This window comes from Streptococcus mitis, assembly GCF_002096735.1.
Taxonomy (GTDB): Bacteria; Bacillota; Bacilli; order Lactobacillales; family Streptococcaceae; genus Streptococcus; species Streptococcus mitis_CZ.
Genome location: NZ_NCVC01000017.1, coordinates 400,051 through 416,779, shown reverse-complemented (window position 1 = coordinate 416,779; position 16,729 = coordinate 400,051). Strand labels below are relative to the sequence as shown.

Annotated in this window: 13 protein-coding genes and 1 other annotated feature; all 13 genes read left to right on the top strand. The window is 39.8% G+C overall.

Annotated features, from left to right (window positions below; genetic code table 11):
* The first annotated feature begins 9 nt into the window (after positions 1–9).
* The 13 genes from pepF to B7703_RS08955 all read left to right on the top strand — a co-directional run bounded on the left by pepF (position 10) and on the right by B7703_RS08955 (position 16,715).
* Positions 10–1,812 carry an oligoendopeptidase F gene (gene pepF / locus B7703_RS09020; RefSeq protein ID WP_084924515.1) on the top strand — a complete coding sequence of 601 codons (1,803 nt, stop codon included), beginning with the start codon at positions 10–12 and terminating at the stop codon, positions 1,810–1,812.
* A 1-nt stretch (position 1,813) separates the two neighbouring features.
* Positions 1,814–2,527 (top strand): O-methyltransferase, encoded by a 714-nt coding sequence (locus tag B7703_RS09015; protein ID WP_084924626.1) that lies wholly within the window; start codon positions 1,814–1,816, stop codon positions 2,525–2,527.
* A gap of 66 nt (positions 2,528–2,593) precedes the next feature.
* Complete coding sequence (gene prsA / locus B7703_RS09010) at positions 2,594–3,532, top strand: peptidylprolyl isomerase PrsA (protein WP_084924513.1); 939 nt, start codon at positions 2,594–2,596, stop codon at positions 3,530–3,532.
* A gap of 160 nt (positions 3,533–3,692) precedes the next feature.
* Positions 3,693–4,916, top strand: coding sequence for a cell division peptidoglycan polymerase FtsW (ftsW, locus tag B7703_RS09005; RefSeq protein ID WP_033684998.1), 1,224 nt, complete (start codon positions 3,693–3,695; stop codon positions 4,914–4,916).
* Between the two features lie 24 nt (positions 4,917–4,940).
* Positions 4,941–7,637, top strand: coding sequence for a phosphoenolpyruvate carboxylase (gene ppc / locus B7703_RS09000; RefSeq protein ID WP_000058154.1), 2,697 nt, complete (start codon positions 4,941–4,943; stop codon positions 7,635–7,637).
* Positions 7,638–7,733: 96 nt separating this feature from the next.
* Positions 7,734–7,951 (top strand) — a binding site (T-box leader).
* A gap of 265 nt (positions 7,952–8,216) precedes the next feature.
* Positions 8,217–9,212 (top strand): tryptophan ABC transporter substrate-binding protein, encoded by a 996-nt coding sequence (gene trpX / locus B7703_RS08990; RefSeq protein WP_084924512.1) that lies wholly within the window; start codon positions 8,217–8,219, stop codon positions 9,210–9,212.
* A 75-nt stretch (positions 9,213–9,287) separates the two neighbouring features.
* Entirely contained in the window at positions 9,288–10,154 is an 867-nt protein-coding gene (locus B7703_RS08985; protein ID WP_084863531.1) for an ABC transporter permease, read from the top strand.
* A complete protein-coding gene (locus B7703_RS08980) occupies positions 10,151–10,909 on the top strand; it encodes an ABC transporter ATP-binding protein (RefSeq protein ID WP_020901797.1) in 759 nt (252 codons plus the stop codon). The genes B7703_RS08985 and B7703_RS08980 overlap by 4 nt, the downstream gene beginning before the upstream one ends.
* 89 nt (positions 10,910–10,998) lie before the next feature.
* Entirely contained in the window at positions 10,999–12,759 is a 1,761-nt protein-coding gene (gene dnaG, locus B7703_RS08975; protein WP_084924510.1) for a DNA primase, read from the top strand.
* A 2-nt stretch (positions 12,760–12,761) separates the two neighbouring features.
* Positions 12,762–13,871, top strand: a complete 1,110-nt coding sequence (gene rpoD, locus B7703_RS08970; RefSeq protein ID WP_000201903.1) for an RNA polymerase sigma factor RpoD — start codon at positions 12,762–12,764, stop codon at positions 13,869–13,871.
* Between the two features lie 14 nt (positions 13,872–13,885).
* Complete coding sequence (locus B7703_RS08965) at positions 13,886–14,215, top strand: metal-sulfur cluster assembly factor (protein WP_000331925.1); 330 nt, start codon at positions 13,886–13,888, stop codon at positions 14,213–14,215.
* A gap of 115 nt (positions 14,216–14,330) precedes the next feature.
* Positions 14,331–15,374 (top strand): alpha-galactosylglucosyldiacylglycerol synthase, encoded by a 1,044-nt coding sequence (gene cpoA, locus B7703_RS08960; RefSeq protein ID WP_004254610.1) that lies wholly within the window; start codon positions 14,331–14,333, stop codon positions 15,372–15,374.
* Between the two features lie 15 nt (positions 15,375–15,389).
* The gene (locus B7703_RS08955; protein WP_084924509.1) at positions 15,390–16,715 is read left to right on the top strand and encodes a glycosyltransferase family 4 protein; all 1,326 of its coding nucleotides are present in this window, start codon (positions 15,390–15,392) and stop codon (positions 16,713–16,715) included.
* The last annotated feature ends 14 nt before the right edge of the window (positions 16,716–16,729 follow it).

Sequence of the window (16,729 nt, the reverse complement as noted above, 5' to 3'; positions counted from 1 at the left end):
AGGAATCTAATGGTATTACAAAGACATGAAATAAATGAAAAAGATAAATGGGATCTATCAACGATCTACCCAACTGACCAGGCTTGGGAAGAAGCCTTAAAAGATTTAACAGAACAACTGGAGAAAGTAAGCCAGTATGAAGGTCATCTCTTGGATAGCGCGGATAGCCTACTAGAAATTACTGAATTTTCTCTTGAAATGGAACGCCAGATGGAGAAGCTTTACGTCTATGCTCATATGAAGAATGATCAGGATACTCGTGAAGCTAAGTACCAAGAGTACTATGCCAAGGCAATGACTCTCTACAGCCAGCTAGACCAAGCCTTTTCATTCTATGAGCCTGAATTTATGGAGATTAGTGAAGAGCAGTATGCTGACTTTTTAGAGGCTCAACCAAAATTGCAGGTTTATCAACACTATTTTGACAAGCTTTTACAAGGCAAGGAACACGTTCTATCACAACGTGAAGAAGAATTATTGGCTGGAGCTGGAGAAATCTTTGGTTCGGCAAGTGAAACCTTCGCTATCTTGGACAATGCGGATATTGTGTTCCCTTATGTCCTTGACGATGATGGTAAAGAAGTTCAGCTCTCTCATGGGACTTACACACGTTTGATGGAGTCTAAAAATCGTGAGGTGCGTCGTGGTGCCTATCAAGCACTTTATGCGACTTATGAACAATTCCAACATACCTATGCCAAAACCTTGCAAACCAATGTTAAGGTGCAAAACTACCGTGCCAAAGTTCGCAACTATAAGAGTGCTCGTCATGCAGCCCTCGCTGCGAATTTTGTTCCAGAGAGTGTTTATGACAATTTGGTAGCAGCAGTTCGCAAGCATTTGCCACTCTTGCATCGTTACCTTGAACTTCGTTCAAAAATCTTGGGAATTTCAGACCTCAAGATGTACGATGTCTACACACCACTTTCATCTGTTGAATATAGTTTTACCTACCAAGAAGCCTTGAAAAAAGCAGAAGATGCCTTGGCAGTCTTGGGTGAGGATTACTTGAGCCGTGTTAAACGTGCCTTCAGCGAGCGTTGGATTGATGTTTACGAAAACCAAGGCAAGCGTTCAGGAGCCTACTCTGGTGGTTCTTACGATACCAATGCCTTCATGCTTCTCAACTGGCAGGACAATCTAGACAATCTCTTCACCCTTGTTCATGAAACAGGTCACAGTATGCATTCAAGCTATACTCGTGAAACTCAGCCTTATGTTTACGGAGATTATTCTATCTTCTTGGCTGAGATTGCATCAACTACCAATGAAAATATCTTGACGGAGAAATTATTGGAAGAAGTGGAAGATGATGCAACGCGCTTTGCTATTCTCAATAACTTCCTAGATGGTTTCCGTGGAACAGTTTTCCGCCAAACTCAATTTGCTGAGTTTGAACACGCGATTCACCAAGCGGATCAAAATGGTGAAGTCTTGACAAGTGATTTCCTAAATAAACTCTACGCAGACTTGAACCAAGAGTATTATGGTTTGAGTAAGGAAGACAATCCTGAAATCCAATACGAGTGGGCTCGCATTCCACACTTCTACTATAACTACTATGTATACCAATATTCAACTGGCTTTGCAGCAGCCTCAGCTCTGGCTGAAAAGATTGTCCATGGTAGTCAAGAAGACCGTGACCGCTATATCGACTATCTCAAGGCAGGTAAGTCTGACTATCCACTTAATGTCATGAGAAAAGCTGGTGTTGATATGGAGAAGGAAGACTATCTCAACGATGCCTTTGCAGTCTTTGAACGTCGTTTGAATGAGTTTGAAGCCCTTGTTGAAAAATTGGGATTGGCATAAGATGGTTGAATCGTATAGTAAAAATGCTAACCATAACATGCGTCGTCCTGTCGTCAAGGAAGAAATTGTAGACTTGATGCGTCAGCGCCAAAAGCAAGTCACAGGATCTTTGAAAGAATTGGAAGACTTTGCCCGCAAGGAAAATATTCCCATTATTCCCCATGAAACGGTTGCTTATTTCCGTTTTCTCATGGAAACCATACAACCTAAAAACATTCTGGAAATTGGGACGGCTATCGGTTTTTCAGCCCTCTTGATGGCGGAACATGCGCCAAAGGCCAAGATTACAACCATTGACCGCAATCCAGAAATGATTGGTTTTGCCAAGGAAAATTTTGCCCAGTTTGACAGTCGCAAGCAAATCACGCTCCTAGAAGGAGATGCGGTAGATATCTTATCTACCTTGACAGAGTCCTATGATTTCGTCTTTATGGATTCAGCCAAGTCTAAATACATCGTCTTTCTGCCAGAAATCCTCAAACATTTGGAAGTCGGTGGTGTGGTTGTCTTGGATGATATTTTTCAAGGTGGTGATGTTGCCAAGGACATTATGGAAGTTCGTCGAGGACAGCGAACTATTTACAGAGGACTTCAAAGACTATTTGATGCAACCTTAGACAATCCAGGACTCACCGCAACACTAGTACCTCTGGGGGACGGCATTCTCATGCTTCGTAAAAATGTAGCAGATGTTCAATTGCCTGACAGCGAATGATTTTCAGAAAAATTTAAGAAAATATAGTAAAATAGATAGGGTAACACTTATCTCAAAGGAGTAGACATGAAGAAAAAACTATTGGCAGGTGCCATTACACTATTATCAGTAGCAACTTTAGCAGCTTGTTCGAAAGGTTCAGAAGGGGCAGACCTTATCAGCATGAAAGGGGATGTCATCACAGAACATCAATTTTATGAGCAAGTGAAAAGCAACCCTTCAGCACAACAAGTCTTGTTGAACATGACCATCCAAAAAGTATTTGAGAAGCAATATGGCTCAGAAGTAGATGACAAAGAAGTCAACGATACTATTGCCGAAGAAGAGAAACAATATGGTGAGAACTACCAACGTGTCTTATCGCAAGCAGGAATGACTCTTGAAACACGTAAAGCTCAAATTCGTACAAGTAAATTGGTTGAGTTGGCAGTTAAGAAAGCAGCAGAAGCTGAATTGACAGATGATGCTTATAAGAAGGCTTTTGACGAGTACACTCCAGATGTGACTGCTCAAATTATCCGTTTGGACAATGAAGACAAGGCCAAAGAAATTCTTGAAAAAGCCAAAGCTAGTGATGCAGACTTTGCTCAATTAGCTAAAGATAATTCAACAGATGAGAAAACTAAAGCGAATGGTGGAGAAATCACTTTTGATTCTGCTTCAACAGAAGTACCAGATCCAGTTAAGAAAGCAGCTTTTGCTTTAGATGTAAACGGTGTTTCTGATGTGATTAGTGTTACTGGAACACAAGCATACAGCAGCCAATATTACATTGTAAAACTCATTAAGAAAACAGAAAAATCATCTAATATTGACGATTACAAAGAAAAATTAAAAACTGTTATCTTAACTCAAAAACAAAACGACGCATCATTTGTTCAAAGTATTATCGGAAAAGAATTGCAAGCAGCCAATATCAAGGTTAAAGATCAAGCCTTCCAAAATATCTTCACTCAATACATCGGTGGTGGAGATTCAAGCTCAAGCAGTTCTTCAAAAGAATAAAACAGAAAAGAGCCAAGTGCTCTTTTTCTTATGAAAAAATCTTCTATCTTAAGGGTAAGAGTTTTTTTCTTTCGGAAAAAATGGTATAATAGCAATCAAAACTAGAAAATAAACGGAATTTGGGAATAATTTCTTTTGTTCTCATTAGATTGGTGATACTATGAAGATTAGTAAGAGGCACCTATTAAACTATTCTATTCTAGTTCCTTACTTACTTTTATCTATTTTGGGTTTGATTGTAGTCTATTCTACAACCAGTGCCATTCTTATCGAAGAAGGTAAAAGTGCCCTCCAATTGGTTCGAAGTCAGGGAATGTTTTGGATATTTAGTTTAATATTGATTGCCTTGATATATAAGCTGAAACTGAATTTTTTAAGAAAAGAACGACTTTTATTTATTGTTATGTTTGTTGAGCTGATTCTCTTAGCTCTGGCTCGCTTAATTGGTACGCCAGTCAATGGAGCCTATGGTTGGATTTCAGTAGGACCTTTGACCATTCAGCCAGCGGAGTATTTGAAGATTATCATCGTCTGGTACTTGGCCCAACGTTTTTCAAAACAACAGGATGAAATTGGTATTTACGATTTTCAAGTTTTAACTCAAAATCAATGGATTCCTCGAGCTTTTAATGATTGGCGTTTTGTCCTCTTGGTAATGATAGGAAGTTTGGCTATTTTCCCAGATTTGGGGAATGCTACAATCCTAGCGCTGGTCGCCTTGATTATGTATACAGTTAGTGGGATTGCTCATCGTTGGTTTATAGTCTTTATCGGTGTATTGTTTGGAGTTTCAGCCCTATCCTTATCAGCTATTTCTATGATTGGGGTTGATAAGTTTTCAAAAGTTCCAGTATTTGGTTACGTTGCTAAGCGTTTCAGTGCCTACTTTAATCCCTTTGCTGATTTGGCAGGAGCAGGCCACCAACTTGCAAATTCCTACTTTGCCATGGTAAATGGTGGTTGGTTTGGTCTAGGATTAGGAAATTCAATTGAAAAACGTGGTTATTTACCAGAGGCCCATACAGACTTTGTATTTTCAATTGTCATTGAAGAGTTTGGATTTGTGGGAGCCAGCTTGATTTTAGCCCTTGTCTTTTTCCTGATTTTGCGGATTATCCTAGTCGGTATTCGTGCTAAGAATCCCTTTAATTCCATGATGGCGATTGGAGTTGGGGGGATGATGCTGGTACAGGTCTTTGTCAATATCGGTGGAATTTCTGGCATTATTCCTTCGACAGGAGTAACCTTCCCATTCCTATCACAAGGAGGGAACAGTCTCCTAGTCTTGTCTGTAGCCATCGCCTTTGTCTTAAATATTGATGCAAGTGAAAAACGTGCCCAATTATATGAGGAGTTAGAAGCTCACTCATCAAACTATATGTAGAGTTGATAGTGGAAAGGATTACCTATGTCTCTTCAAAAATTAGAAAACTATAGTAATAAAGCTGTCGTGCAAGAAGAAGTATTGATTTTAACAGAATTGTTAGAAGATATCACTAAAAATATGCTTGCCCCAGAGACTTTTGCAAAAATCATGGAGTTGAAAGAATTATCAACTCAAGAAGATTATCAGGGCTTGAACCAACTGGTTACTAGTCTGTCAAATGATGAAATGGCTTATATTTCACGCTATTTCTCTATCTTGCCCCTCTTGATTAATATTTCAGAAGACGTGGATTTGGCTTATGAAATCAACCACCAAAATAATATCGATCAAGATTATCTTGGGAAATTATCAGCAACAATCAAAATGGTTGCTGAAAAAGAAAATGCGGTTGAAATTCTTGAACACTTGAATGTTGTCCCTGTTTTGACAGCCCATCCAACACAAGTGCAACGTAAGAGTATGTTGGATTTGACCAACCATATCCACACCCTCTTGCGTAAGTATCGTGATGTGAAATTAGGCTTGATTAATAAGGAAAAATGGCATAATGATCTCCGTCGTTACATTGAGATTATCATGCAGACAGATATGATTCGTGAAAAGAAATTGAAAGTAACCAATGAAATCACGAATGTTATGGAATACTACAATAGTTCATTCCTGAAGGCTGTCCCTCATTTGACTGCTGAGTACAAGCGTCTCGCTAAAAAACATGGTTTGGAGTTGAAACATCCTAAACCAATTACCATGGGAATGTGGATTGGTGGAGACCGTGATGGTAATCCTTTTGTTACAGCAGATACCTTGAAACAATCTGCTATGACTCAGTGTGAAGTCATCATGAACTACTATGATGAAAAGATTTACCAACTTTATCGTGAATTCTCTCTTTCAACCAGTATTGTCAATGTGAGCAAGCAAGTCAGAGAAATGGCTCGTCAATCCAAGGATAACTCGATCTACCGTGAAAAAGAGCTTTATCGTCGTGCCTTGTTTGATATTCAATCAAAAATCCAAGCAACAAAAACCTATCTGATTGAAGATAAGGAAGTTGGAGCTCGCTATGAAACAGCTAATGATTTTTATAAGGATTTAATTACTATTCGTGATTCCCTCTTGGAAAATAAGGGTGAAGCACTGATTTCTGGTGATTTTGTTGAGTTGATCCAGGCAGTTGAAATTTTTGGTTTCTATTTGGCATCTATTGACATGCGTCAAGATTCTAGTGTTCACGAAGCCTGTGTAGCTGAACTTTTGAAATCAGCAGGTATTCATTCTCATTATAGTGAACTAAGTGAAGAAGAAAAATGCCAGCTTCTCTTGAAAGAATTGGAAGAAGATCCGCGTATTCTTTCTGCCACTCATGTTGAAAAATCAGAGTTACTTGAAAAAGAATTAGCAATCTTTAAGGCTGCTCGTAAGTTGAAAGATAAGTTGGGAGATGATGTCATTCGTCAGACCATCATTTCACATGCAACCAGCGTATCAGACATGTTGGAATTGGCTATCTTGCTAAAAGAAGTAGGGTTAGTTGATAAAGAAAGAGCCCGTGTCCAAATTGTTCCTCTCTTTGAAACAATCGAGGACTTGGACCACTCAGAAGAAACCATGAGAGAATACCTTTCTCTTCCTCTTGCTAAGAAATGGATTGCTTCACGTAATAACTACCAAGAAATCATGCTTGGTTACTCTGATAGTAATAAAGATGGTGGTTACCTTTCATCATGTTGGACCCTCTACAAGGCTCAACAACAATTGACTGCTATTGGAGATGAATTTGGCGTGAAGGTTACCTTCTTCCATGGCCGTGGTGGTACTGTTGGTCGTGGTGGGGGACCAACTTATGAAGCTATCACATCTCAACCACTCAAGTCCATTAAGGATCGTATCCGCTTGACGGAGCAGGGTGAAGTAATTGGCAATAAATATGGTAACAAAGACGCAGCTTACTATAACCTTGAAATGTTGGTTTCGGCGGCCATTAACCGTATGATTACTCAGAAGAAGAGCGATACCAACACCTCAAATCGTTACGAAGCTATTATGGACCAAGTGGTGGACCGTAGTTACGATATCTACCGTGATTTGGTCTTTGGTAATGATCATTTCTATGATTATTTCTTTGAGTCAAGTCCAATCAAGGCTATTTCAAGCTTTAATATTGGTTCTCGTCCAGCCGCTCGTAAGACTATTACTGAAATCGGTGGTTTGCGAGCTATCCCTTGGGTCTTCTCATGGTCGCAAAGTCGCGTCATGTTCCCTGGATGGTATGGAGTTGGTTCAAGCTTCAAGGAATTTATCGATAAAAATCCAGAGAATATTGCTATCTTACGAGATATGTACCAAAATTGGCCTTTCTTCCAATCGCTTCTTTCAAATGTCGACATGGTCTTGTCAAAATCAAATATGAATATTGCTTTTGAATATGCCAAACTTTGCGAAGATGATCAAGTAAAAGCAATTTATGAGACTATTTTAAATGAGTGGCAAGTTACCAAGGAAGTCATCTTGGCTATCGAAGGATATGATGAACTCTTGGCTGAAAATCCATATCTAAAAGCAAGTTTGGATTATCGTATGCCTTACTTTAATATCCTTAACTATATCCAGTTAGAGTTGATTAAACGTCAACGTCGAGGAGAATTATCAAGCGATCAAGAAAAATTAATCCATACAACCATCAACGGAATTGCGACAGGATTGCGTAATTCGGGCTGATACCTATCAAACTTCCTCTTTTCAATAGGGGAAGTTTTTGAATATTTCAAAAAAATGCTCAAAGAGTCTTGACAAGTAGTTGAAAAATGATATAATTTAACCATTCAGAAAAGTAATCATATAAACTTTTTAGAGAGTCTGTGGTCGCTGAAAACAGATAAGTGATGATGATGAAAATTGGGCTGAATGTTATTTAGAATTTGAAATCATAAAAATTCGGTGAGCACACCTTATAGTGCATCTCGTTATTGCGAGACAGAGTGATAGGGAAATTTCCTATAATTGAGGTGGTACCGCGCATCGACGTCCTCACACAAGTTTTTTGTGTGAGGACTTTTTTTGATGGAGGTTAGTATGGAAAGAAAACGATGGCGTCGCTTGTTTATACTCAATGAAAATCAAAAAGCAAACTAGGAAGCTAGCCGCAAGCTGCTCAAAACACTGTTTTGAGGTTGTGGATAGAACTGACAGAGTCAGTATCATATATCTACGGTAAGGCGACGCTGACGTGGTTTGAAGAGATTTTCGAAGAGTATTAGATAAGTGAAGTATTTTAAAGGAATAAAAAGGAGAAATAGAATGAAAAATAAACGTTTAATTGGAATTATCGCTGCCTTAGCAGTCTTAGTAGCAGGAAGCTTGATTTATTCTTCAATGAATAAACCAGAAGCTAAGAATGAGAAGAAAGTTGCCAAAGTTGGTGTTCTTCAGTTTGTGAGCCATCCATCTCTTGATTTGATTTATAAAGGGATCCAAGATGGACTTGCAGAAGAAGGATATAAAGATGATCAAGTTAAAATCGATTTTATGAACTCAGAAGGTGACCAAAGTAAGGTTGCGACAATGAGTAAACAATTGGTTGCAAATGGGAATGACCTTGTGGTTGGTATTGCAACACCAGCTGCTCAAGGTTTGGCTAGTGCAACAAAAGACCTACCGGTTATCATGGCTGCTATTACAGACCCAATTGGTGCTAACTTGGTCAAAGATTTGAAAAAACCAGGTGGCAACATTACAGGGGTATCTGACCACAATCCCGCTCAACAACAAGTTGAACTCATCAAAGCTTTGACACCAAATGTGAAAACAATCGGAGCTCTTTACTCAAGTAGCGAAGACAATTCAAAAACTCAAGTCGAAGAATTTAAGGCTTATGCTGAAAAAGCAGGTTTGACAGTCGAAACATTTGCTGTTCCTTCAACAAATGAAATTGCTTCAACAGTTAACGTTATGACTAGCAAGGTTGATGCTATCTGGGTTCCAATCGATAACACAATCGCATCTGCATTTTCAACAGTTATTTCAAGCAATCAATCAGCTAAAAAACCAATCTATCCAAGCGCAACTGCCATGGTAGAAGCTGGTGGTTTGGCATCAGTTGTAGTTGACCAACATGACCTTGGTGTGGCAACAGGTAAAATGATTGCGCAAGTCTTGAAAGGTGCAAAACCAGCTGATACTCCAGTTAATGTCTTTTCAACTGGTAAGTCAGTGATTAACAAAAAATTGGCACAAGAATTAGGTATTACGATTCCTGAATCTGTTCTAAAAGAAGCAGGACAAGTGATTGAATAATCTGTAATGGAGGAGTTGGGGACATCTCCTCCAATTTTTTACAATAGAAATCATATAGAAAAGGTTAAGAAACAGATGATATTATCTATTATTTCTCAAGGATTTGTCTGGGCTATTTTAGGTCTGGGAATCTTTATGACATTTAGGATTTTAAACTTTCCAGATATGACGACAGAAGGTTCCTTCCCTCTTGGGGGAGCTGTTGCTGTCACTTTGATAACCAAAGGCGTGAACCCATTTTTAGCGACTCTTGTTGCTGTAGGAGCAGGTTGTTTGGCTGGAATGGCAGCAGGCCTTCTTTATACAAAAGGGAAGATCCCAACCTTGCTCTCAGGGATTTTGGTGATGACTTCCTGTCACTCTATCATGCTCTTAATTATGGGACGTGCGAATTTAGGCCTGCTTGGAACCAAGCAAATTCAGGATGTTTTGCCTTTTGATTCGGATTTGAATCAACTCTTGACAGGTCTTATCTTTGTCAGTCTTGTTATTGCTCTCATGCTCTTTTTCTTGGACACTAAACTCGGACAAGCCTATATTGCTACAGGTGACAATCCTGATATGGCTAGAAGTTTCGGGATTCATACTGGACGCATGGAGCTTATGGGCTTGGTTTTATCAAATGGTGTGATTGCCCTTGCAGGAGCTCTCATTGCCCAGCAAGAAGGCTATGCTGATGTATCTCGAGGAATTGGAGTTATCGTTGTGGGGCTTGCAAGTTTGATAATTGGAGAAGTTATTTTCAAGAGTTTGAGCTTGGCAGAGCGTCTGGTTGCCATCGTTGTGGGTTCTATCGCCTATCAATTCTTAGTGTGGGCAGTTATCGCTCTTGGCTTTAATACAAGTTACCTTCGTTTATACAGTGCCTTGATTTTAGCAGTCTGCCTCATGATTCCAACATTTAAGCAAACAATCTTGAAAGGAGCCAAGTTAAGTAAATGACAGCAATTGTAGAATTAAAAAATGCAACCAAAGTCGTTAAAAATGGCTTTGATGAAGAAAAGATTATTTTAAATGATGTTTCCTTAGAAATTTTTGAACAGGATTTTATCACGATTTTAGGTGGAAATGGTGCTGGGAAATCAACTCTCTTTAACACTATTGCAGGAACCTTGTCATTAACCAGTGGAACCATCCGTATTTTAGGTGAAGATGTTACCAAGTTTTCACCAGAGAAGCGGGCTAAGTATCTGTCTCGTGTCTTCCAAGATCCTAAGATGGGGACAGCTCCCCGTATGACGGTCGCTGAAAATCTTTTGATTGCCAAGTTTCGTGGTGAAAAACGAGGACTGTTTCCGAGACGACTGGCTAGCTACAAGGATGAATTTCAAGCGACCATTGAAAAAGTAGGAAATGGTCTTGAGAAACACTTGAATACACCGATTGAGTTCTTATCAGGTGGTCAAAGACAGGCCTTGAGTCTCTTAATGGCAACCTTGAAGCGTCCTGAATTACTCTTGTTAGACGAGCATACTGCAGCCCTTGATCCAAAGACCAGTGTGGCCTTGATGGAATTGACGGATGAATTTGTCAAGAAAGATCAGCTGACAGCGCTTATGATTACCCACCATATGGAAGATGCTCTCAAATATGGCAATCGTTTAATTGTCATGAAAGAAGGACGAATTATCCAAGATTTGAACCAAGAAGAAAAAGCAAAAATGAAAATCTCTGATTATTATCAACTCTTTGAATAAAGTAGGGAAAATGAGTGAAATGGTTTACTTTTTTTCTGAAATAAAGTATACTATATAAAGTAAACTATGATAACATGGAGGTATTGTGTATGGTTGACAAACAAGTCATTGAAGAAATCAAAAACAATGCCAACATTGTGGAAGTCATAGGAGATGTGATTTCTTTACAAAAGGCAGGACGGAACTATCTAGGGCTCTGTCCTTTTCATGGTGAAAAAACACCTTCTTTCAACGTTGTAGAGGACAAGCAGTTTTACCACTGTTTTGGTTGTGGGCGCTCAGGTGATGTCTTTAAATTCATCGAGGAGTATCAAGGAGTTCCCTTTATGGAGGCTGTCCAAATCTTAGGTCAGCGTGTCGGGATAGAGGTGGAAAAACCGCTTTATAGTGAACAGAAGCCAGCTTCAGCCCACCAAGCTCTTTATGATATGCACGAAGATGCAGCCAAATTTTACCATGCTATTCTCATGACAACGACCATGGGGGAGGAGGCCAGAAACTACCTTTATCAGCGTGGTTTGACAGATGAAGTGCTCAAACATTTTCGGATTGGTTTAGCACCTCCAGAACGAAACTATCTCTATCAACGTTTGTCTGGTCAGTATCGTGATGAGGATTTCCTAGATTCAGGACTGTTTTATCTCTCGGATGCTAATCAATTTGTAGATACCTTTCACAATCGGATTATGTTTCCCCTGACAAATGACCAGGGAAAGGTTATTGCCTTCTCAGGTCGTATCTGGCAGAAAACGGATTCACAAACTTCTAAGTATAAAAATAGCCGATCGACTGCAATTTTTAACAAAAGTTACGAATTATATCATATGGATAGGGCTAAAAAATCTTCTGGAAAAACCAGTGAGATTTATCTGATGGAAGGATTCATGGATGTCATTGCAGCCTATCGTGCTGGAATCGAAAATGCTGTGGCGTCTATGGGAACGGCCTTAAGTCGTGAGCATGTTGAGCATCTAAAAAGGTTAACCAAGAAGTTGGTTCTTGTTTATGATGGTGATAAGGCTGGGCAAGCCGCGACATTGAAAGCGCTGGACGAAATTGGTGATATGCCTGTGCAAATCGTCAGCATGCCTGATAACTTGGATCCAGATGAGTATCTACAAAAAAATGGACCAGAAGACTTGGCCTATCTGTTAACGAAAACTCGTATTAGTCCGATTGAGTTTTACATTCATCAGTATAAGCCTGAAAACAGTGAAAATCTGCAGGCACAGATTGAGTTTATTGAAAAAATAGCTCCCTTGATTGTTCAAGAAAAATCTATTACTGCTCAAAACAGCTATATACATATTTTAGCTGACAGTCTGGCGTCCTTTGATTATGCCCAGATTGAGCAGATTGTTAATGAGAGTCGTCAGGCACAAAGGCAGAATCGCATGGAAGGTATTTCCAGACCGACGTCAATCACTATGCCTGTCACCAAGCAGTTATCAGCTATTATGAGAGCAGAAGCTCATCTACTTTATCGAATGATGGAATCTCCTCTTGTTTTGAACGATTACCGTTTAAGGGAAGACTTTGCATTTGACACACCTGAATTTCAGGTCTTATATGACTTGCTTGGCCAGTATGGAAATCTTCCTCCGGAAGTTTTAGCAGAACAGACAGATGAAGTTGAAAGAGCTTGGTACCAAGTCTTAGCTCAGGATTTGCCTGCTGAGATGTCACCTCAGGAACTTAGTGAAGTAGAAATGACTCGAAACAAGGCTCTCTTGAATCAGGACAATATGAGAATCAAAAAGAAGGTGCAGGAAGCGAGCCATGTAGGAGATACAGACACAGCCCTAGAAGAATTGGAACGTTTAATTTCCCAAAAGAGAAGAATGGAGTAATAATGGCAACAAAACAAAAAGAAGTAACAACATTTGATGTACAAGTAGCAGAATTTATCCGTAATCATAAACAAAAAGGGACAGCAACTGATGATGAAATTAATGCAAGTCTGGTGATTCCTTTTACCTTGGATGCTGATGGGATTGAAGATCTCTTGCAACGAATTCAGGATGCAGGGATTTCTATCACAGATAACGAAGGAAATCCAAGTGCGCGTGTTCTTAGCACTGAAGAAGAGCCAGAACTCAGTGATGAGGACTTGATTGGTTCAACTTCGGCTAAGGTTAATGACCCTGTCCGTATGTACTTGAAAGAAATCGGGGTCGTACCTCTCTTGACCAATGAAGAGGAAAAAGAATTGGCGCTTGCTGTTGAAGCTGGTGATATCGAAGCCAAACAACGTCTTGCGGAAGCCAACCTTCGTTTGGTTGTTTCTATTGCTAAACGCTATGTTGGTCGTGGTATGCAGTTCCTTGACTTGATTCAAGAAGGAAATATGGGCTTGATGAAGGCGGTTGACAAGTTTGATTATTCTAAAGGGTTCAAGTTTTCAACTTACGCAACTTGGTGGATTCGTCAGGCTATCACTCGTGCTATTGCGGATCAAGCTCGTACCATCCGTATCCCAGTTCACATGGTTGAAACCATCAATAAATTGGTTCGTGAACAGCGTAACCTCCTTCAAGAATTGGGACAAGATCCAACACCAGAACAAATCGCTGAACGTATGGATATGACCCCTGACAAGGTTCGTGAAATCTTGAAGATTGCCCAAGAACCGGTATCCCTTGAAACTCCAATCGGTGAAGAGGATGATAGCCACCTTGGGGACTTTATCGAAGATGAAGTGATTGAAAATCCAGTGGACTATACAACTCGTATCGTCTTGCGTGAGCAGTTGGATGAGGTCTTGGATACTCTTACAGACCGTGAAGAAAATGTTTTGCGTCTGCGTTTTGGGCTAGATGATGGTAAAATGCGTACCCTTGAAGATGTGGGTAAAGTCTTTAACGTGACTCGCGAGCGTATCCGTCAGATTGAAGCTAAAGCTTTGAGAAAACTACGCCAACCAAGTCGCAGCAAACCGCTTCGTGATTTTATTGAAGACTAAGAGTGAGGATGAATATGGCTTATACAGAAGAGCAAATTGAAAACATCAAAACACGAATTTTATCAGCCTTGGAAGAAGTTATTGACCCTGAGTTGGGAATCGATATTGTCAATCTTGGTTTGATCTATGAAATTCGTTTTGACGGTGACACAGGACAAACAGAGATTGATATGACTTTGACAACCATGGGTTGTCCTCTAGCAGACCTTTTGACAGACCAGATTTATGATGCTATGACAGAGGTTCCAGAAGTAACGGATACTGAGGTCAAATTAGTTTGGTATCCAGCCTGGACTGTTGAAAAAATGAGTCGCTATGCACGTATTGCCCTAGGCATTAAGTAAACAAATAAAAACATGTGAGAGATTATTGGAAAAGCGAGGAAATTTCCCCCTCTTTTCCTCTAGTCTCTCCTTTCTTTTGCTGATTTTATTCAAAGAAAATGATATAATAGTAGTTATGGAAAAAAAGAAATTACGCATCAATATGTTGAGTTCAAGTGAGAAAGTAGCAGGACAAGGAGTTTCAGGTGCTTACCGTGAATTAGTTCGTCTTCTTCACCGTGATGCCAAGGACCAATTGATTGTTACAGAAAATCTTCCAATAGAGGCAGATGTGACTCACTTTCATACAATTGATCTCCCCTATTATTTATCAACATTCCAGAAGAAACGATCAGGAAGGAAAATTGGCTATGTGCATTTCTTACCTGATACACTCGAGGGGAGTTTGAAAATTCCATTTTTCATAAAGGGAATTGTGAAACGCTATGTATTTTCTTTTTACAACCGGATGGAGCACTTGGTGGTGGTCAATCCTATGTTTATTGAGGATTTAGTGGCAGCTGGTATTCCACGTGAAAAAGTGACCTATATCCCTAACTTTGTCAACAAGGAAAAATGGCATCCGCTTCCACAGGAAGAGGTAGCGAGACTGCGTACAGAGCTAGGTCTTAGTGACAATCAGTTTATCGTAGTAGGTGCTGGTCAAGTTCAGAAACGCAAAGGGATTGACGATTTTATCCGTCTGGCTGAGGAATTGCCGCAAATTACCTTTATCTGGGCAGGTGGTTTCTCTTTTGGTGGTATGACAGATGGTTATGAACGCTACAAGAAAATCATGGAAAATCCCCCTAAAAATTTGATTTTTCCAGGTATTGTATCGCCAGAGCGGATGCGCGAATTGTATGCCCTAGCGGATCTTTTCTTGCTTCCTAGTTACAATGAACTCTTTCCTATGACTATCCTAGAAGCTGCCAGTTGTGAAGCTCCGATTATGTTGCGTGATTTAGATCTTTATAAGGTAATTTTGGAGGGAAATTATCGGGCTACAGCAGACAGAGAAGAGATGAAAGAAGCTATTCTGGAATATCAAGCGAATCCTGCTGCTTTAAAAGATTTGAAAGAAAAAGCTAAGAATATTTCTAGAGAGTATTCAGAAGAGCATCTGTTACAAATCTGGTTGGACTTTTATGAGAAACAAGCCGCTTTAGGGAGAAAGTAAAAAGTGAGGTAATCTATGCGAATTGGTTTATTTACAGATACCTATTTTCCTCAGGTTTCAGGTGTTGCGACCAGTATTCGAACCTTGAAAACCGAACTTGAAAAGCAGGGACATGCTGTTTTTATATTTACAACGACAGATAAGGATGTCAATCGTTATGAAGATTGGCAAATTATCCGCATTCCAAGTGTTCCTTTCTTTGCTTTTAAGGATCGCCGCTTTGCCTATCGAGGATTCAGCAAGGCGCTTGAAATTGCTAAACAATATCAACTGGATATTATCCATACTCAGACAGAATTTTCTCTTGGCTTGTTGGGAATTTGGATTGCGCGTGAATTGAAGATTCCAGTCATCCATACCTATCACACCCAATACGAAGACTACGTGCATTATATTGCTAAGGGGATGTTGATTCGTCCTAGTATGGTCAAGTACTTAGTAAGAGGTTTCCTGCATGATGTGGATGGGGTTATTTGCCCGAGTGAGATTGTCCGTGACTTGCTATCTGACTATAAGGTCAAGGTTGAAAAACGGGTCATTCCAACTGGGATTGAATTAGCCAAGTTTGAGCGTCCAGAAATCAAGCAAGAAAATCTAAAAGAACTGCGTAGTAAATTAGGGATTCAAGAGGACGAACAGATGTTGCTTAGTCTTTCCAGAATTTCCTATGAAAAAAATATTCAAGCAGTACTAGCAGCCTTTGCAGAAGTTCTGAAAGAGGAAGACAAGGTCAAACTGGTGGTTGCTGGGGATGGTCCTTATCTGGATGACCTTAAAGAGCAAGCCAAGAAACTAGAGATTCAAGACTCAGTCATCTTTACAGGGATGGTTGCTCCTAGTGAGACGGCTCTTTACTATAAGGCAGCGGATTTCTTCATTTCAGCATCGACAAGTGAAACCCAAGGCTTGACCTACTTGGAAAGCTTGGCCAGTGGAACGCCTGTCATTGCACATGGAAATCCTTATCTGGACAATCTTATCAGTGATAAAATGTTTGGAACCTTGTATTATGGAGAACATGATTTGGCTGGAGCTATTTTAGAAGCCCTGATTGCAACGCCAGATATGAATGAGCATACCTTATCAGAGAAATTGTACGAGATTTCAGCTGAGAATTTTGGAAAACGAGTGCATGAGTTTTATCTGGATGCCATTATTTCAAATAACTTCCAGAAAGATTTGGCTAAAGACGATACGGTTAGTCAGCGAATCTTTAAGACAGTTTTGTATCTACCGCAACAGGTGGTCGCTGTGCCCGTAAAAGGCTCTAGACGCATGCTGAAGGCTTCAAAAACGCAGTTAATCAGCATAAGAGATTATTGGAAAGACCATGAGGAATAGAAAGAGGAACAGCC